A 13,207-nucleotide genomic window follows, 5' to 3' on the forward strand; every position below is an offset into this window, starting at 1 on the left:
CCGCACACGGCACCGCACCGGGAGGGGACCACCATGGACGTCTCTCGACGCGGCCTGCTGCTGGGCGGGCTCGGCGTGGTCACGCTGGGTGCGGCGAGCGCCGCGGCGGCGACCCTGATCACCGGCGACACCGCGGGGCAGCCGTCGCTCTCGCCGTCGGACAGCACCTCCGGCGCGTCGCCGTCGCCGAGCCCGAGCACTCCCACAGACCTCGGTCTGCACGTGTGGGACACCGTCCGCCGTCCGCTGTCCACGAGCGACGACGCCACGCTGACCCTCGTCGACGGGGAGCTCCCGGCGGGTCTCGCGATCGTCGGCGCGACCCTCTCGGGGCGACCGACGACCCAGGAGACGTACGCCTTCGCGATCGAGGTGCGCCGGGGGGACGATCGATGGCGGCGACGCTTCGCCGGCACGGTCGGCGACATCAGGCGCGACCTGAGCATCTCGCTCAGCCTCGATGAGAAGACGCCCCTGTCCGCCACGGCGCGCGAGCTCGATCGCATCGCGCGCCTCGGCGCCCACGCGACCCTCGTCGTGCTGTGCTACATCCCCGATCCGACCTCGACGACCTTCACCCGGGTGTCGGACGATCGCATCCGCAAGGTCTTCGCGCTCGCGAAGGATCGCGGCGTCCGCATCACGCTGCTCAAACCCCACATCGCCACCGAGGAGGACGGCGACGGCTTCTACCGCGCGAATTACGCCCCGGCATCCGTCGACGGCTTCTTCTCCCGGTGGACCGAGCAGATGGTGCACTTCGCGGGCCTCTGCGCCGACAACGACGTCGAATACCTCTCCCTCGCGTGCGAGCAGCCCGCGCAGACCGAAGCCGCCCAGTACGCGAACTGGGTCGACCTCGTGAAGACCGTGCGCGCGGCCGAACCCGGGGTGAAGCTGACGGCGGCCTTCACCACGCTCGAGCTCTACCTGCTGCACACGTACTGGCTCCCACAGGGCACCGCGCACATGGCCCGGCTGCTCGACGTCTTCGGCATCAACTCGTGGATCCGCCTGACCGACAAGGTCTACACCCCCGATGCGCCGAACATCACCGTCGACGAGCTCGCCGCCGGATGGCGCGGAGCGGGCGGCCGCACCGACGACCACCTCGGCAAGCTCGAGGATGTCTGCGAACAGTTGCGCATCCCGTTCCTCATCACGGAGGTCGGGGTGCAACCGCGCGTCGACGGCCTGGCCCAGCAGGAGGGCAGCACCCCGCCCACGGGTGCGCCGAACCACGACGTGCAGGCGCTTCTCTACCGCTCGGTGCTGAAGGCGCCGCTGCAGTCGCCGTGGTGCACGGGCGCGTCGATCTGGCATATGCGCGCCCCCTTCGCCTTCGGCGACGTCTACCACGACCCCCTCTTCCCCGGCGAGAAGGTGCTGAGGGATGCCATCGCGAAGACCCCGTCGCTGGCGTCTTCCGCCACGTGACCCCGGCCACGTGAACGCGGCCAGGTGAACGCGGCCAGGTGACCGCGTAGCGTGGGCGGATGACGTCTCGATCGACACCTCTGCGCGAAACCGAGGTCACGCTGTCGGGCGAGCTCCGCTGCGCCGACGAGGCCGAGGCCGCGCGCGTGCGGGCGCACCTGCCGGCGCACCTCGCCCTCACCCGGGCCGAGCCGGGATGCCTCGCCTTCGACGTCGATCCCACCGACGATCCCCTCGTGTGGCGCGTCGAGGAGCGCTTCGCCGACGAAGCCGCCTTCGACGCGCATCAGCGCCGGGTCGCGGCGAGCGCGTGGGGCACCGCGACGGCCGGCATCGACCGCCGTTACGAGATCCGCGGCCGGAGTCGGGATGCCGCCGCGCTCGTTGCCGCGGCGTGGGCGGCCGAGCAACGACTGCTCGACCCCGTGGTGCGCCGGAACCCCGCCGAGGTCGAGCCGCTCCTGAGCGAGGACGTCGTCGAGATCGGGCAGTCGGGGCGGCGTTTCACCCGCGACGACATCCTCGCCGCCCTGCACGCGGACCCCGGGGCGTCGGCGGGCGAGATCGGGGAACGCTCCAGCCGGGTCGTCGCCCCCGACACGGTGCTGCTCGACTACGTGCTCGCGTTCGAGGGACGCGTCAGCCGGCGTTCGTCGCTGTGGCGGGGCGTTCCCCCGCGGCTCGTTTTCCATCAGGGCACCCCGGTACCCCCGAGAGGTCGCGCCGGCACGTAGCAGCGGCTCTCGCGCTCTGCATCGCACCACTCAGACGTCGTTTCAGGCGCCGATGGGTCGTTGCCTTCCGGCGTCGCGTCCGTGCGCGGCCTCGAAGGCCCGCAGCGATCGCCCCGCCCCGACGGCGCGGCGCACGCTGAGAGCGCCCATGATCACCCAGAACACGAGCCCGCCCCAGCGCCACCAGGAGGCATCCCCACCCTCGAGCATGATCTGCACCGCCATCCCGACCGCGAGGATCGACGTTGCGGCCACTCCCCACCTCGCCCATGCTCGTGCACGTTCGAGAGCGAAACGCTGCTGGATGAGGGACGGAGGGGGCGCGGCGGGCGGCATCCTCTCTTTCTGTCAGCACTCGGGGTGGTGCGACAGGGGTTGCGTCCGCCGAGCGCGAACCCCCTCGCCCCGCGAGGCGAGGGCTGCTTGGGTGAGTCGTATGCGACGCATCCTCATCCTGGGCGGAACCGCGTGGCTCGGCCGCGCGATCGCGGCGGCGGCGCTGGCCTCCGGCGCCGACGTCACCTGCCTCGCCCGCGGTGAGTCGGGGGCCGTCGCGCCCGGAGCGCGGCTGGTGCGCGCCGACCGCGGCGCACGCGACGCCTACGCCGGCCTCGACGGCGACTGGGACGACGTGGTCGAGCTGTCGTGGGAACCGGGCTTCGTGGCATCCGGACTCGAGGCCCTCGCCGATCGCGCGGCGCACTGGACGCTCGTGTCGAGCGTCTCGGTCTACGCCCGCTCCGACGCACCGTTCGCCGACGAGTCGGCGGACCTCGTCGACCCGCTCGACACGACCCGATACGCGGATGCCAAGGTCCACGCCGAGCAGCTGACGACGGCGCGCGCGGGCGATCGGGCCCTGCACGCGCGCGCGGGGCTCATCGTCGGACCGGGCGACCCGACCGATCGCTTCGGGTACTGGCCGGCGCGCTTCGATCGCGGCGGACGCGTCGTCGTGCCCGAGACCGCCGGTCGCCACGCGCAGGGCATCGACGTCGACGACCTCGCGGAGTGGATCGTGCGCGCGGGCGCCGCGGGCACGATCGGTCCCGTCAACGCCGTGGGCGAGGAGCTCCCGCTGGCCGCCGTGCTCGCCGCGGCGCGCGAGGCCGCGGGAGCGGACGCGGAGCCGGTCGCCCTCGACGACGAGACCCTCCTCTCCCGGGGCGTGCAGCACTGGATGGGCCCCCGGTCGCTGCCGCTGTGGCTTCCCGCCGAGGCGCAGGGCTTCTCCCGGCGCAGCGACGCCGCCTTCGTGGCATCCGGGGGTCGACGTCGTCCGCTCGCCGAGACGATGCGACGCGTGCTCGCCGACGAACGGGATCGTGGCGTCGACCGCCCCCGACGCGCCGGACTCACCCTCGCCGAGGAGGCCGACGTCCTGGCGGGGTGAGGACGGACCCGTCGGTCCGAGGTTCTCCGTCTCGGACTTCACCCGACGCGACGGATCGACCCGCGGGCGGCGGGCGCGGCACGTGCCGCCTACGGTCACCGGGTGACGATCCTCCCTCCTCATCCGGCCTCGCAGCGGCTGACGGTGCTCAATGGACTTCGCGGGGCGGCGGCCGTGGTCGTCCTCCTCTGGCATTCGACGCTCGCCACGCGCTTCGGCGACTCGATCCTCGGGCAGCTCTCCGGGTGGCCCGCCCCACCCCGAGACGACGCGGGAAGGATCCTGTTCGACACCCCGCTGCGGCTTCTGACCATGGGCACTCCCGCCGTCACCGTCTTCTTCGTGCTCAGCGGGGTCGTGCTGGTCCTGCCCCTGTTACGCGGCGGGCTGGACCTGTGGGCCTACTACCCTCGGCGGGTCCTGCGCCTCTGGCCGCCGTGTGCGGCATCAGTCGCGCTCGCCCTCCTCCTCATGGCGGCCATCCCGCAGAGACCCGAGGACGCCGTCTCGGTGTGGGCGAAGACCTTCTCCTTCCCCGAAGTCGATCTGAGCACCGCCCTCTCCTCGTTCTTCCTCGTGACGCGCGATCCGATGTACAACAACCCCCTGTGGTCGGTGAAGTGGGAGATGCTCTTCTCACTCCTGCTCCCCGTGGTCTTCCTCGTCGTCGTGGGGGTGCGGCGCCATCCCTGGGTGGCGATCGTGTGCTGCGCGGGCCTGTCCGGGTGGGGCGCCGTCGTCGCGGTCGGCGAGGTGCAGTACGTGCCCATGTTCCTCGCGGGCGGATTCATCGCCGTGCTCGTCCACCGACGCCGACCCCGTCGTGCGCCTCTCTCGTGGGTGCTGATCGTCGGCGGCATCCTGCTCATCTGCGTACCGGACATGTACCGCACGCTTCTCGGCGGTCTCCCGTACGAAACGGTCGGCCTCGCGCTGACGGGGAGCGTCGTGCTGGGAGCGGCAGTGCTCATCCGAGGGCTCACCGTGCAGTCATCCGCGAGCAGTCTCTTCGAATCGCGGCCGATGCGGTTCCTCGGGCGCATCTCCTTCAGCCTGTACCTCGTGCACGTGCCGCTCCTTCTCACGATGGCGCACATCGTGCCCGGTCATCCCCTGTGGGCGGTGGCGATCGGCATCCCGCTGTCGCTCGTCGTCGCCGCGCTGTTCGCGAGGTTCGTCGAGGAGCCGTCCGCATCGCTCGCGAAGCGCGCCGGTGAGCGCGCTTCAGCGCGGGCGGCGGCGCAGATCACGCGCGCGTAGCCGCCGAGGGTCAGCGGCCGTTGCGGTCCGCGGCGGACCGGGGCGGGGCCTTCTGCACCTCGAGCCGGTCGAGGCCCCGCAGCGACGTCCAGATGAGCTCCTCGCCCTTGGCCGCGTGCTGCGACGCGCGGACCGCCCGCTCGTCGGCCCACGAGTTGAGCACGTGGCCCGAGTGACCGCGCACGTGCTCGAGCACCACGTCGGGAAGCCCCGCCTCGCGGCGCGCGTCGCGGGCGGCGATGAGCGCCTCGAGGATGCCGCGGTTCGCGACGGGCTTCTTCGCGCTCGTCACCCAGCCGCGTCGACGGTGGCCGTCCATCCACGACGAGTAGGTGTCGATCGCGTACTTCGAGTCGGCCTGGACGACGAGCTCGCGGACGTCGGCGTGGTCGGTGATGGCGTGAAGGAGACCGAGCAGTTCGCCGATGTTGTTCGTGCCCGAGGGGATGGACCCCGCCGCCCAGTGCCCGTCCTCTCCGACCCACGCCCAGCCCGCGGGACCCGGGTTGCCCTTGCAGGCGCCGTCGGTGGCGACGACGTAACGGTCGGAGGGCGTGGATGCCGAACTGCTCATCCCTCTAGTCTCCCCCGCCCGCCGCGGGCGGAGAGACGCGCGGTGCCGTGCCCCGGGGCGAGAACGCGGGTGAATCCTCGGCCGGGATCCCCCGTCCCCCTACATCTGCCAGATCCTGCTGACGCGCTGACGCGGCGTCAGTCGCGGCCGCTCTCGGCCTTCTTCTGACCGGCCTCGAGCACGTCTCCGGCGGGCAGCTCCTGGTGGCCGCCGAACTGCAGGCGCATCGCCGAGAGCACCTGATTCGCGAAGTGGTCCTCGCCGCGCGAGGCGAAACGCTCGAACAGCGAGGCGGCGAGCACCGGCACGGGAACCCCGGTGTCGACCGCGGCCTTGACCGTCCAGCGGCCCTCGCCGGAATCCGACACCCGACCGGCGAGACCGTCGAGCGTGGGGTTCTGCGCCAGGGCGGCCGCGGTCAGATCGAGCAGCCACGACGAGATGACGGAGCCGCGACGCCACAGCTCGGTCACCCGGGCGGTGTCGATGTCGAACTGGTAGAACTCGGGCTCCTCGAGCGGCGCGACCTCGGCCGAGTGCTCGCCCTGGTGCAGGCCCGCGTCGGCGTTGTTGAGCACGTTGAGGCCCTCGGCGAGCGCGGCCATGATGCCGTACTCGATGCCGTTGTGCACCATCTTCACGAAGTGCCCGGCGCCCGACGGGCCGCAGTGCAGGTAGCCGCGCTCCTCCGTCGTGTAGTCGCCCGTGCGACCGGGCGTGCGCTCGACCTCTCCGGGACCCGGTGCGATCGTGCGCAGAACGGGCTCGAGGTGCGCGACGGCCTCGTCGTGGCCGCCCACCATGAGGCAGTAGCCGCGCTCGAGACCGAAGACCCCGCCGCTGGTTCCCACGTCGACGTAGTGGATGCCGCTGTCGTCGAGCTTCTTCGCGCGGCGCACGTCGTCGCGGTAGTTCGAGTTGCCGCCGTCGATGATGATGTCGCCGGGCTCGAGCACCTCGGCGACCTGGTCGACGACCTTCCCGGTGAGGCCGGCGGGGATCATGAGCCAGACGGCGCGCGGCTTCTGCAGCTTCGAGGCCAGGTCGGCGATGCTCGTCGCCCCGGTGGCCCCTTCTTCGACGAGCGAGGCCACGGCATCCTGATTCACGTCGAAGACGACGCAGTCGTGACCGTCCCTCATCAGTCGGCGCACGATGTTGGCGCCCATTCGTCCGAGTCCGACCATGGCGAGTTGCATTGGTTCCCCGTTCGTCGTGGATCACGGACCGCGGCGAGCGGCCCCCTCCGCGAGTCTAGGAGCGTCCACCGACAGGTGGCATCGGTGCTAGCCCTGGAAATCGTCGGGATCGACGTCGTCGAGGAAGCGGCGGAACTCCCGCACGCGCTCCTCCTCGGGCGACGGCTGCACGTCGACGTCGTCGGCGGGGACGCCCGCCTCCGCGAACACCGCCTCGGCGACCCAGATCGGGGCGTCGGCGCGCGCGCCGAGCGCGATCGCGTCGGAGGGGCGCGCATCGAAGGAGCGCTGTCCGCGCGGAGTGTCGAGCACGAGCCGGGCGTAGAACGTGCCGTCGTCGAGGTGGGTGATCTCGACGCGGGCCACGGTCGCCGACAGCTCGCCGAGGATCGCGGTCATGACGTCGTGCGCGAGCGGCCGCGGCGGCGGGGTGTTCTCGACCGCGACGAGGATCGACATCGCCTCCTGCGGCCCGATCCACACGGGGAGCACGCGTTCTCCGTCGGCGTCGGCGTCGAGGGGCGAGAGCAGGATGACGTGCTGCTGCGCCGGATCGAGGGCGACACCGACCACGCGCACCCGAATCATGAGGCCCATCGTACGTCGCGGGCGCGCCGTCGTCGGGGCGCCCGGGTCGGGCGGCCCCGTCAGCGCAGGATGCCGAGGGCCCGGGCCGACGACACGGCGGCGGTGCGCGAGGTCACCCCGAGCTTCGAGAAGATGTGTGCAAGGTGCGACTTCACCGTGGCGTCGGTGATGTGCAGGCGCGCGGCCACCTCGGCGTTCGACGCCCCGCGGGCGACGAGGCGCAGCACCTCGATCTCGCGCGCCGAGAGCGTGACGCGGGGTTCGCGCAGTCGCGCGAGCAGCCGGCCCGCGATGGCCGGGGCGAGGGCGCTCTGACCGGCCGCCGCGGCGCGCACGCCCGCGAGCAGCTCGTGGGGCGGGGCGTCTTTCAAGAGGTATCCGCTCGCGCCCGCCTCGACCGCGCCGAGGATGTCGCCGTCGGTGTCGTAGTTGGTCAGCACGAGGACGTATGGCGGCGCGGCGAGCGCGCGCACGCGACGGGTCGCTTCGGCACCGGCGGCGCGATCGCCGAACTGCAGGTCCATCAGCACGAGTTCGGGCGCGAGGGCGCCCGCGAGGGCGACGGCCTCGTCGGGGGTCGCCGCCTCGCCGACGACCTCGATGTCGGTCTCGGCGTTGAGCAGCGCCCGCACCCCCGCGCGCACGACGGGATGATCGTCGGCGATGACGACGCGGATCACGACGCGCTCCCCGGCAAAGTCACCGTGATCGACGCGCCCGCGCCGAGCGCGCCCTCGACGTCGAGTCGGCCGTCGAGCTGCTCCACCCGCTCCCGCATGGCGCGCAGCCCGAACGAGTCGGTGTGCGCCGCCGCGTCCTCGGCGAGGCGCGGGTCGAACCCGCGGCCGTCGTCGCTGATCCGCAGACGCACCCCCTCCCCGTTGTGCGTCAGGTGGATGCCGGCGTGCGCGGCGCCGGAATGCTGGGCGACGTTGGCGAGCGCCCCCTGCGCGATGCGCAGCAGGGCCGTCTGCGCGTCCATCGGCAGCTCGGCGTCGTCGTCGGTCTCGATCTCGACGGAGATCCCCTCGCGCGCGGACCACTCCCGGCCGAGGCGCTCGAGCGCGGGGCCGAGGCCGCTGTCGAGGTGCGGGGGCGTGAGCTCGCGGATGAAGCGCCGCGTCTCGGCGAGACCGTCGGCCGCGGTCTCGCGCGCGAGGCGCACGTGCACGAGGCCCGGGCTGTCGGCATCCGCCCGCTCCGCCGCGTGCAGGAGCATCTGGATGCTCGAGAGTCCCTGGGCGACGGTGTCGTGGATCTCGCGGGCGAGGCGCGCCCGCTCGGCGAGCACGCCCTGCTCGCGCTCGGCGGCGGCGAGCCGGTCGCGCGTGGCGAGCAGCTCGGCCATGAGCGCCTCGCGCTCGGCGGCGCGTCGATCGAGGGCGGCGTACCCGAGGCCGATGAGCAGCGCGACGCCGGCGCCGACGAGCGGTCCCACGACACCGCCCACGGTCAGTCCCCCGTGCACCGCGAACGCCGCGATCGTCAGGGCCGTGGTGCCGAGCACGGCGAGGGGGCCGGCGACGCCGGGCAACACGTGCAGGTAGAGGAAGAACAGCGGGAAGACGAGGTAGGCCGCCTCGGGGACCAGCCACACCAGCGCCGCCCACACCGCCGTCAGCACCGCGACCCACGCGATCGCCGCCGCCCGCCGCCGGGAGCGCGCGACGCCGAGCCCCGCGAGATAGACGGCGCCGAGGACGCCGGCGAGCACGAGAGCGAGCGCTGACCCGCCGGTGACGAGCACGCGCACCACGACGAGAGTGAGCAGCGCGGCGAACAGGACGTGGAGTCCGACGCGCAGGCCCGCGAACACGGGAGCGAGGGTGCGGTGCGGCATGACCCTCCCAGGCTACGGATGCCGGGGCCCCGGCGGATCATCCGAAAGGTGGAGAGCAAGAACGCCCCTTGCGCCGATGACCCGCGGCGCCCGCCCGACGACGCTGGAGACGTGCCGGTGAGAGACACCGGCGGAAGGAGGCGACGTGTACGTCGCATGGCGCGATCTGCGGTTCGCCCGCGGGCGGTTCGCCCTCATCGGGGCGGTCGTCGCCCTCATCACCCTGCTCGTGGGCTTCCTCGCGGGCCTGACCGGCGGCCTCGCCGCCCAGAACGTCTCGGCCGTGCTGGCCCTGCCCGGCGATCGGCTCGTGCTCCAGCCGGCGGGAAATGCGGCGGCGACCTTCGGGGAGTCGGCGATCGACGACGCCACCGTCGCCGCGTGGCGCGACGCCCCGGGTGTCACGGGCGTCGTGCCGGTCGGCATCCTGCAGTCCCGCGCCGAGGGCCCCGGCGCCTCCGGAGCGGTCGCCCTGTTCGGCCTCGACGCCCCCTCGTTCGCCCTGAACGCCCCGTCCGACGGCGAGGCGGCGCTGTCCGCCGGCGCCGCGACGACCCTGGGAGCCGCGGTCGGCGACGACGTGACCATCGCGGGCGAGACGTTCCGCGTCGCCTCCGTCGGCGACGACCTGTCGTACAGCCACACCCCCGTCGTGGCCCTGAGCCCGAGCGCCTGGAAGAGCCTCGACGAGCGTCTGGGCGGAACGGGCGCGGCGACCGTGCTCGCCGTCTCGGGCACCCCCGCGTGGGACGATCTCGCGCAGAGCACCGGGACCACGGCATCCTCTCCCCTGGCGAGCCTGTCGGCGCTGCCCACGTTCCGCTCGGAGATCGGCTCGCTCGGGCTGATGATCGCGATGCTCTTCGGCGTCTCGGCGCTCGTCGTGGGCGCGTTCTTCACGGTGTGGACGATGCAGCGCGCGGGAGACGTCGCCGTGCTCAAAGCCCTCGGCGCCAGCACCCCCGCTCTCGTGCGCGACGCCCTCGGTCAGGCCCTGGTCGTGCTCGTCGCCGGCGTGGGAGTGGGCATCGCCCTCACGGCGATCCTCGGAGCCCTCGCGGGCACCGCCCTGCCCTTCCTGCTCAGCCCGCTGACCACCCTCGCGCCCGCGGCCGTCATGATCGCCCTCGGCCTCGCCGGAGCGGCCGTGTCGCTGCGCACCGTCACCTCGTCCGACCCTCTCACCGCTCTGGGGAGCACCCGATGATCCTTCTCGACGACGTCACCCTGACCTACCCCGACGGCGACGCCCGCGTCACGGCCGTCGACCACGTCACGCTGGAGGGCCGCCGCGGGCGGGTCACCGGCATCACCGGCCCGTCGGGGTCGGGCAAGTCCAGCCTGCTCGCCCTCGCCGCGACGCTCGTGCGCCCCGACTCCGGTCGCGTCATCATCGACGGGGTGGATGCCACCCCGCTGAGCGCCGCGAGCCGCACCGCGCTGCGCCGCGAACGCATCGGCATCGTGTTCCAGCAGCCGCAGCTGCTGCCCGCCCTCACCGCCCGCGAGCAGTTGCGGGTGATGGCGGAGCTCGGCGGACGCGGTCGCCGCGAGCGCCGCTCCGCCGTGCGCGGACGCGTCGACGAGCTGCTGGATGCCGTGGGCCTCGGCGCCCACGCCGACCGTCGCCCCGCGCAGCTGTCGGGCGGGCAGCGTCAACGCGTCGCGATCGCCCGCGCGCTCGTGCACGATCCCCGCGTGCTGCTGGTCGACGAGCCCACGAGCGCGCTGGACAGCGCGCGCGGCGCCGAGATCATGGCGCTGATCTTCCGACTCACCCACGAGCGCGACACCGCGACCCTGCTGGTCACGCACGACCTCGTGCACGCGGGCGCGCTCGACGAGACGGTCGAGGTCGTCGACGGCCGGGCCGCCCTGGTCGCGGCGCCCGCGTGAGCGGGGTGGTCACCAGCCGAAGGCGTTGAACCACTCGCGCCGTCGATCGGCCTCCTGGCGCGACTCGTCACCGCGCCAGGAGTCGTGCGGCGCGAGCGTGCCCTCGGCGGTCACCTCGACGAACGCCCAGCAGACGGGGCAGACCGCGCGACCGTCGGGGAACCCGTCGTCGAGCGTCGCGGCCGGCGAAGCGGCCGAGCCCGCGCCGGGGCATTCGGGCGGATCGGCCTGCAGGTCGCTCCAGAGCAGACGCCCGCCCGTACGGTGGTGAAGGCCCCGGTGCCCGTCCTCACGGGTGCAGATCTCGCCGTTTCTTCGGCTGAGGCACAGCCTCCGGGCGGCGCCCGGAAGCGCTGCCAGTGTTCGCGTCATCCTTCGATTCTCGCCGCTGCGAACGCAGCGGGGGCAGGTGCGGGATGCGCACGGGGCGGTGGGGTCCGGTGGGGGAGGGTTCGGTGGTCATCGCCGACCACCACCGGTCTGACGCAACAGCATGTCGACCTCCTGATGCTTCGACCCTCCGTCAGTCGCGACGTCGTGCCGAGGGGGTTGACACCTCGGCGAACGGTGATATGCATACCCCACGGGGGTATGATGAATGTCGTGCACGGATACGAGGGCCACAAGGACGACCTGCTCAAACGCCTGCGTCGCGCCGAGGGTCAGGTGCGCGGCATCGCCCGCATGGTCGACGACGATCAGTACTGCATCGACATCCTCACCCAGGTGTCGGCGGTCACGAAGGCGCTCGAGAACGTCGCCCTCTCGCTGCTCGACGACCACCTCTCGCACTGCGTCGCCGAAGCGGCCGCGCAGGGCGGCCCCGTCGCCGAAGAGAAGCTCAGAGAAGCCAACCAGGCCATCGCCCGCCTGGTCCGCTCGTAAGGAGACCCCATGACCGAACAGCGCATCGACCTCGGACTCACGGCATCCGCTCCCGCTGACGGAGGCTGCGGCGACGGCTGCGGGTGCGGTCACCGCGCGGCCTCCTCCCCCGCCGCGACGCCCGCGGCGAACGACGTGCTCACCGTCGAGGGCATGACGTGCGACCACTGCGTGCGCGCCGTCACCGAGGAGTTGTCGGCGCTCGAGGGCGTCGACGTCGTCCGGGTCGACCTGCGGGCCGGAGAGGCGTCGCTCGTGCGCATCGCCCGGACGGGCGCCGTGAGCGACGACGACATCGCCGCGGCGATCGACGAGGCGGGCTACCGCCTCACGCGCTGACCGCGCGGCGCACGAGAGCGTCGACCGCGGAGTGGAAGGTGAGGTGCTGGGACACCTCGACCGCGCGGTCGTACCGGGCACCGCCGAGAGCGACGAACACGGCGCCGACGACCTCGACGTAGCCCACGATGTATCCCTCGCGCGCGACCTCGTACAGGTCGAGGTCGATGCGCGTCCAGGGGATCTCGGTGATGATCGGCGGCGTTCCGACGTTCTTCGAACCCCGGCGGCTGAGCGGTGCTTCCATGACCATGCGAGAACTCCTTAGCTCGTCCGGGGTTCTCTCAGCGTGCGCGTTCATCCGATGAAAGGGGCGGCCCTTGACGGATCGGCGGGGTAGAGGTACTCGCGCCCCCGCCGCGTCGGACGGGCCGCGTCGGACGGGCCGCGTCGGACGGGCCGCGGGCCTCAGAGCGCCGAGCGCGCGGGGCGACCGCGACGGGGACGCTCGACCGCGAGGTCGAAGGGTTCCGCGCCGGCGGTGAGACGCTCGACCTCGTCGAGCCAGCGCAGGTCGGCCTCGAGGCGCGCCCGGCGCGCCGCGCGCACGATCGCCACCGCGACGGCATCCTCCGGGTCGTCCTCGACGTCTGTCGCCGCCAGGGCCGCGCGCACCGCGTCGCGCTGCGCCGAGAGCACCGCCTCGACATCCGTCTCGGGGAGGGTCACGGCGAGGGCGATCTTGAGGGCGACATCGTCGCGCCCCTCCGCGAGGGACGCGGTCGTCAACCACGACCGCGCCTCGAGGCGACCGGCGTCGGTCGGCCGCCACAGCACGCGAGCCTCGTCGTCGACGCCCGCTCCTTCGACGAGTCCGTCGCGCTCGAGCCGTTCGAGCGTCGTGTACACCTGGCCGACGTTGACCGCGGCCCCGGTGCGCCGCTCGTATTCGGCGCGCAGCTGGGAGCCGTAGCAGGCGCCGCGATCGAGGATCGCGAGCAGGCTCTGACGCACCGACATGCCGCCTCCGGACGGGTTCGCGGGAAAAGACTTCCCCGGTAAGTCTCAGCGTAGACCGGGGAGGTCGTTCGACGCCGAATCATCGCCGGGCGGCGCGGGAGC

17 protein-coding genes are annotated in these 13,207 nt (G+C 72.8%); 8 read left to right on the forward strand and 9 right to left on the reverse strand.

Features of this window, described 5'->3' with window-relative positions:
• Positions 1 to 33: 33 nt before the first annotated feature.
• Together FB047_RS08660 and FB047_RS17410 are read left to right on the forward strand one after the other, a co-directional pair.
• Positions 34 to 1,437 carry a glycoside hydrolase family 113 gene (locus FB047_RS08660; RefSeq protein WP_136586763.1) on the forward strand — a complete coding sequence of 468 codons (1,404 nt, stop codon included), beginning with the start codon at positions 34 to 36 and terminating at the stop codon, positions 1,435 to 1,437.
• A gap of 59 nt (positions 1,438 to 1,496) precedes the next feature.
• Positions 1,497 to 2,171 carry a DUF4440 domain-containing protein gene (locus tag FB047_RS17410; protein WP_205822803.1) on the forward strand — a complete coding sequence of 225 codons (675 nt, stop codon included), beginning with the start codon at positions 1,497 to 1,499 and terminating at the stop codon, positions 2,169 to 2,171.
• Positions 2,172 to 2,213: 42 nt separating this feature from the next.
• Here the strand turns inward: FB047_RS17410 and FB047_RS08670 are convergent, their stop codons facing one another.
• The gene (locus tag FB047_RS08670; protein ID WP_136586764.1) at positions 2,214 to 2,426 is read right to left on the reverse strand and encodes a hypothetical protein; all 213 of its coding nucleotides are present in this window, start codon (positions 2,424 to 2,426) and stop codon (positions 2,214 to 2,216) included.
• Positions 2,427 to 2,607: 181 nt separating this feature from the next.
• On the opposite strand from FB047_RS08670, the gene FB047_RS08675 reads away from it, so the two are divergent.
• Positions 2,608 to 3,564, forward strand: a complete 957-nt coding sequence (locus tag FB047_RS08675; protein WP_136586904.1) for an NAD-dependent epimerase/dehydratase family protein — start codon at positions 2,608 to 2,610, stop codon at positions 3,562 to 3,564.
• Positions 3,565 to 3,666: 102 nt separating this feature from the next.
• A complete protein-coding gene (locus FB047_RS08680; RefSeq protein WP_167494189.1) occupies positions 3,667 to 4,824 on the forward strand; it encodes an acyltransferase family protein in 1,158 nt (385 codons plus the stop codon).
• A gap of 10 nt (positions 4,825 to 4,834) precedes the next feature.
• Here FB047_RS08680 and FB047_RS08685 read toward each other — a convergent pair whose 3' ends face one another.
• From FB047_RS08685 to FB047_RS08705, 5 genes are all read right to left on the reverse strand, one after another.
• Positions 4,835 to 5,398: a ribonuclease H family protein gene (locus FB047_RS08685; RefSeq protein WP_136586766.1), complete on the reverse strand. Its 564-nt coding sequence runs from the start codon at positions 5,396 to 5,398 to the stop codon at positions 4,835 to 4,837.
• 137 nt (positions 5,399 to 5,535) lie between these two features.
• Positions 5,536 to 6,597 carry a phosphogluconate dehydrogenase (NAD(+)-dependent, decarboxylating) gene (gnd, locus tag FB047_RS08690; RefSeq protein WP_136586767.1) on the reverse strand — a complete coding sequence of 354 codons (1,062 nt, stop codon included), beginning with the start codon at positions 6,595 to 6,597 and terminating at the stop codon, positions 5,536 to 5,538.
• Between the two features lie 87 nt (positions 6,598 to 6,684).
• Positions 6,685 to 7,185: a bifunctional nuclease family protein gene (locus FB047_RS08695; RefSeq protein ID WP_136586768.1), complete on the reverse strand. Its 501-nt coding sequence runs from the start codon at positions 7,183 to 7,185 to the stop codon at positions 6,685 to 6,687.
• Positions 7,186 to 7,244: 59 nt separating this feature from the next.
• Positions 7,245 to 7,865 carry a response regulator gene (locus tag FB047_RS08700; protein ID WP_136586769.1) on the reverse strand — a complete coding sequence of 207 codons (621 nt, stop codon included), beginning with the start codon at positions 7,863 to 7,865 and terminating at the stop codon, positions 7,245 to 7,247.
• Positions 7,862 to 9,025, reverse strand: coding sequence for a sensor histidine kinase (locus tag FB047_RS08705; RefSeq protein ID WP_136586770.1), 1,164 nt, complete (start codon positions 9,023 to 9,025; stop codon positions 7,862 to 7,864). The genes FB047_RS08700 and FB047_RS08705 overlap by 4 nt, the downstream gene beginning before the upstream one ends.
• Positions 9,026 to 9,170: 145 nt before the next feature.
• Here FB047_RS08705 and FB047_RS08710 point away from each other — a divergent pair, with 145 nt between their 5' ends.
• Positions 9,171 to 10,232 (forward strand): ABC transporter permease, encoded by a 1,062-nt coding sequence (locus FB047_RS08710; protein ID WP_136586771.1) that lies wholly within the window; start codon positions 9,171 to 9,173, stop codon positions 10,230 to 10,232.
• Positions 10,229 to 10,921 (forward strand): ABC transporter ATP-binding protein, encoded by a 693-nt coding sequence (locus tag FB047_RS08715; RefSeq protein ID WP_136586772.1) that lies wholly within the window; start codon positions 10,229 to 10,231, stop codon positions 10,919 to 10,921. The genes FB047_RS08710 and FB047_RS08715 overlap by 4 nt, the downstream gene beginning before the upstream one ends.
• A gap of 9 nt (positions 10,922 to 10,930) precedes the next feature.
• Here FB047_RS08715 and FB047_RS08720 read toward each other — a convergent pair whose 3' ends face one another.
• Positions 10,931 to 11,293, reverse strand: a complete 363-nt coding sequence (locus tag FB047_RS08720; RefSeq protein WP_240752684.1) for a hypothetical protein — start codon at positions 11,291 to 11,293, stop codon at positions 10,931 to 10,933.
• Positions 11,294 to 11,515: 222 nt separating this feature from the next.
• On the opposite strand from FB047_RS08720, the gene FB047_RS08725 reads away from it, so the two are divergent.
• Complete coding sequence (locus FB047_RS08725; RefSeq protein ID WP_240752685.1) at positions 11,516 to 11,806, forward strand: metal-sensitive transcriptional regulator; 291 nt, start codon at positions 11,516 to 11,518, stop codon at positions 11,804 to 11,806.
• A gap of 9 nt (positions 11,807 to 11,815) precedes the next feature.
• Entirely contained in the window at positions 11,816 to 12,145 is a 330-nt protein-coding gene (locus tag FB047_RS08730) for a heavy-metal-associated domain-containing protein (protein ID WP_136586773.1), read from the forward strand.
• Here the strand turns inward: FB047_RS08730 and FB047_RS08735 are convergent.
• The gene (locus FB047_RS08735; RefSeq protein WP_136586774.1) at positions 12,135 to 12,398 is read right to left on the reverse strand and encodes a hypothetical protein; all 264 of its coding nucleotides are present in this window, start codon (positions 12,396 to 12,398) and stop codon (positions 12,135 to 12,137) included. The genes FB047_RS08730 and FB047_RS08735 overlap by 11 nt on opposite strands.
• A gap of 155 nt (positions 12,399 to 12,553) precedes the next feature.
• Positions 12,554 to 13,105 carry a PadR family transcriptional regulator gene (locus tag FB047_RS08740; protein WP_136586775.1) on the reverse strand — a complete coding sequence of 184 codons (552 nt, stop codon included), beginning with the start codon at positions 13,103 to 13,105 and terminating at the stop codon, positions 12,554 to 12,556.
• Between the last annotated feature and the right edge of the window lie 102 nt (positions 13,106 to 13,207).

Source organism: Microbacterium hydrothermale, assembly GCF_004854025.1.
GTDB classification, from domain to species: Bacteria; Actinomycetota; Actinomycetes; order Actinomycetales; family Microbacteriaceae; genus Microbacterium; species Microbacterium hydrothermale.

Excerpts from the sequence above, each read along its gene's own strand:
- FB047_RS08685 (WP_136586766.1), bottom strand. The coding sequence starts at position 5,398 with ATGAGCAGTTCGGCATCCACGCCCTCCGACCGTTACGTCGTCGCCACC.
- FB047_RS08740 (WP_136586775.1), bottom strand. The coding sequence starts at position 13,105 with ATGTCGGTGCGTCAGAGCCTGCTCGCGATCCTCGATCGCGGCGCCTGC.
- FB047_RS08725 (WP_240752685.1), top strand. The coding sequence starts at position 11,516 with ATGAATGTCGTGCACGGATACGAGGGCCACAAGGACGACCTGCTCAAA.
- FB047_RS08695 (WP_136586768.1), bottom strand. The coding sequence starts at position 7,185 with ATGATTCGGGTGCGCGTGGTCGGTGTCGCCCTCGATCCGGCGCAGCAG.
- FB047_RS17410 (WP_205822803.1), top strand. The coding sequence starts at position 1,497 with ATGACGTCTCGATCGACACCTCTGCGCGAAACCGAGGTCACGCTGTCG.
- FB047_RS08675 (WP_136586904.1), top strand. The coding sequence starts at position 2,608 with ATGCGACGCATCCTCATCCTGGGCGGAACCGCGTGGCTCGGCCGCGCG.
- FB047_RS08660 (WP_136586763.1), top strand. The coding sequence starts at position 34 with ATGGACGTCTCTCGACGCGGCCTGCTGCTGGGCGGGCTCGGCGTGGTC.
- gnd (WP_136586767.1), bottom strand. The coding sequence starts at position 6,597 with ATGCAACTCGCCATGGTCGGACTCGGACGAATGGGCGCCAACATCGTG.
- FB047_RS08720 (WP_240752684.1), bottom strand. The coding sequence starts at position 11,293 with ATGACGCGAACACTGGCAGCGCTTCCGGGCGCCGCCCGGAGGCTGTGC.
- FB047_RS08730 (WP_136586773.1), top strand. The coding sequence starts at position 11,816 with ATGACCGAACAGCGCATCGACCTCGGACTCACGGCATCCGCTCCCGCT.
- FB047_RS08715 (WP_136586772.1), top strand. The coding sequence starts at position 10,229 with ATGATCCTTCTCGACGACGTCACCCTGACCTACCCCGACGGCGACGCC.
- FB047_RS08705 (WP_136586770.1), bottom strand. The coding sequence starts at position 9,025 with ATGCCGCACCGCACCCTCGCTCCCGTGTTCGCGGGCCTGCGCGTCGGA.
- FB047_RS08735 (WP_136586774.1), bottom strand. The coding sequence starts at position 12,398 with ATGGTCATGGAAGCACCGCTCAGCCGCCGGGGTTCGAAGAACGTCGGA.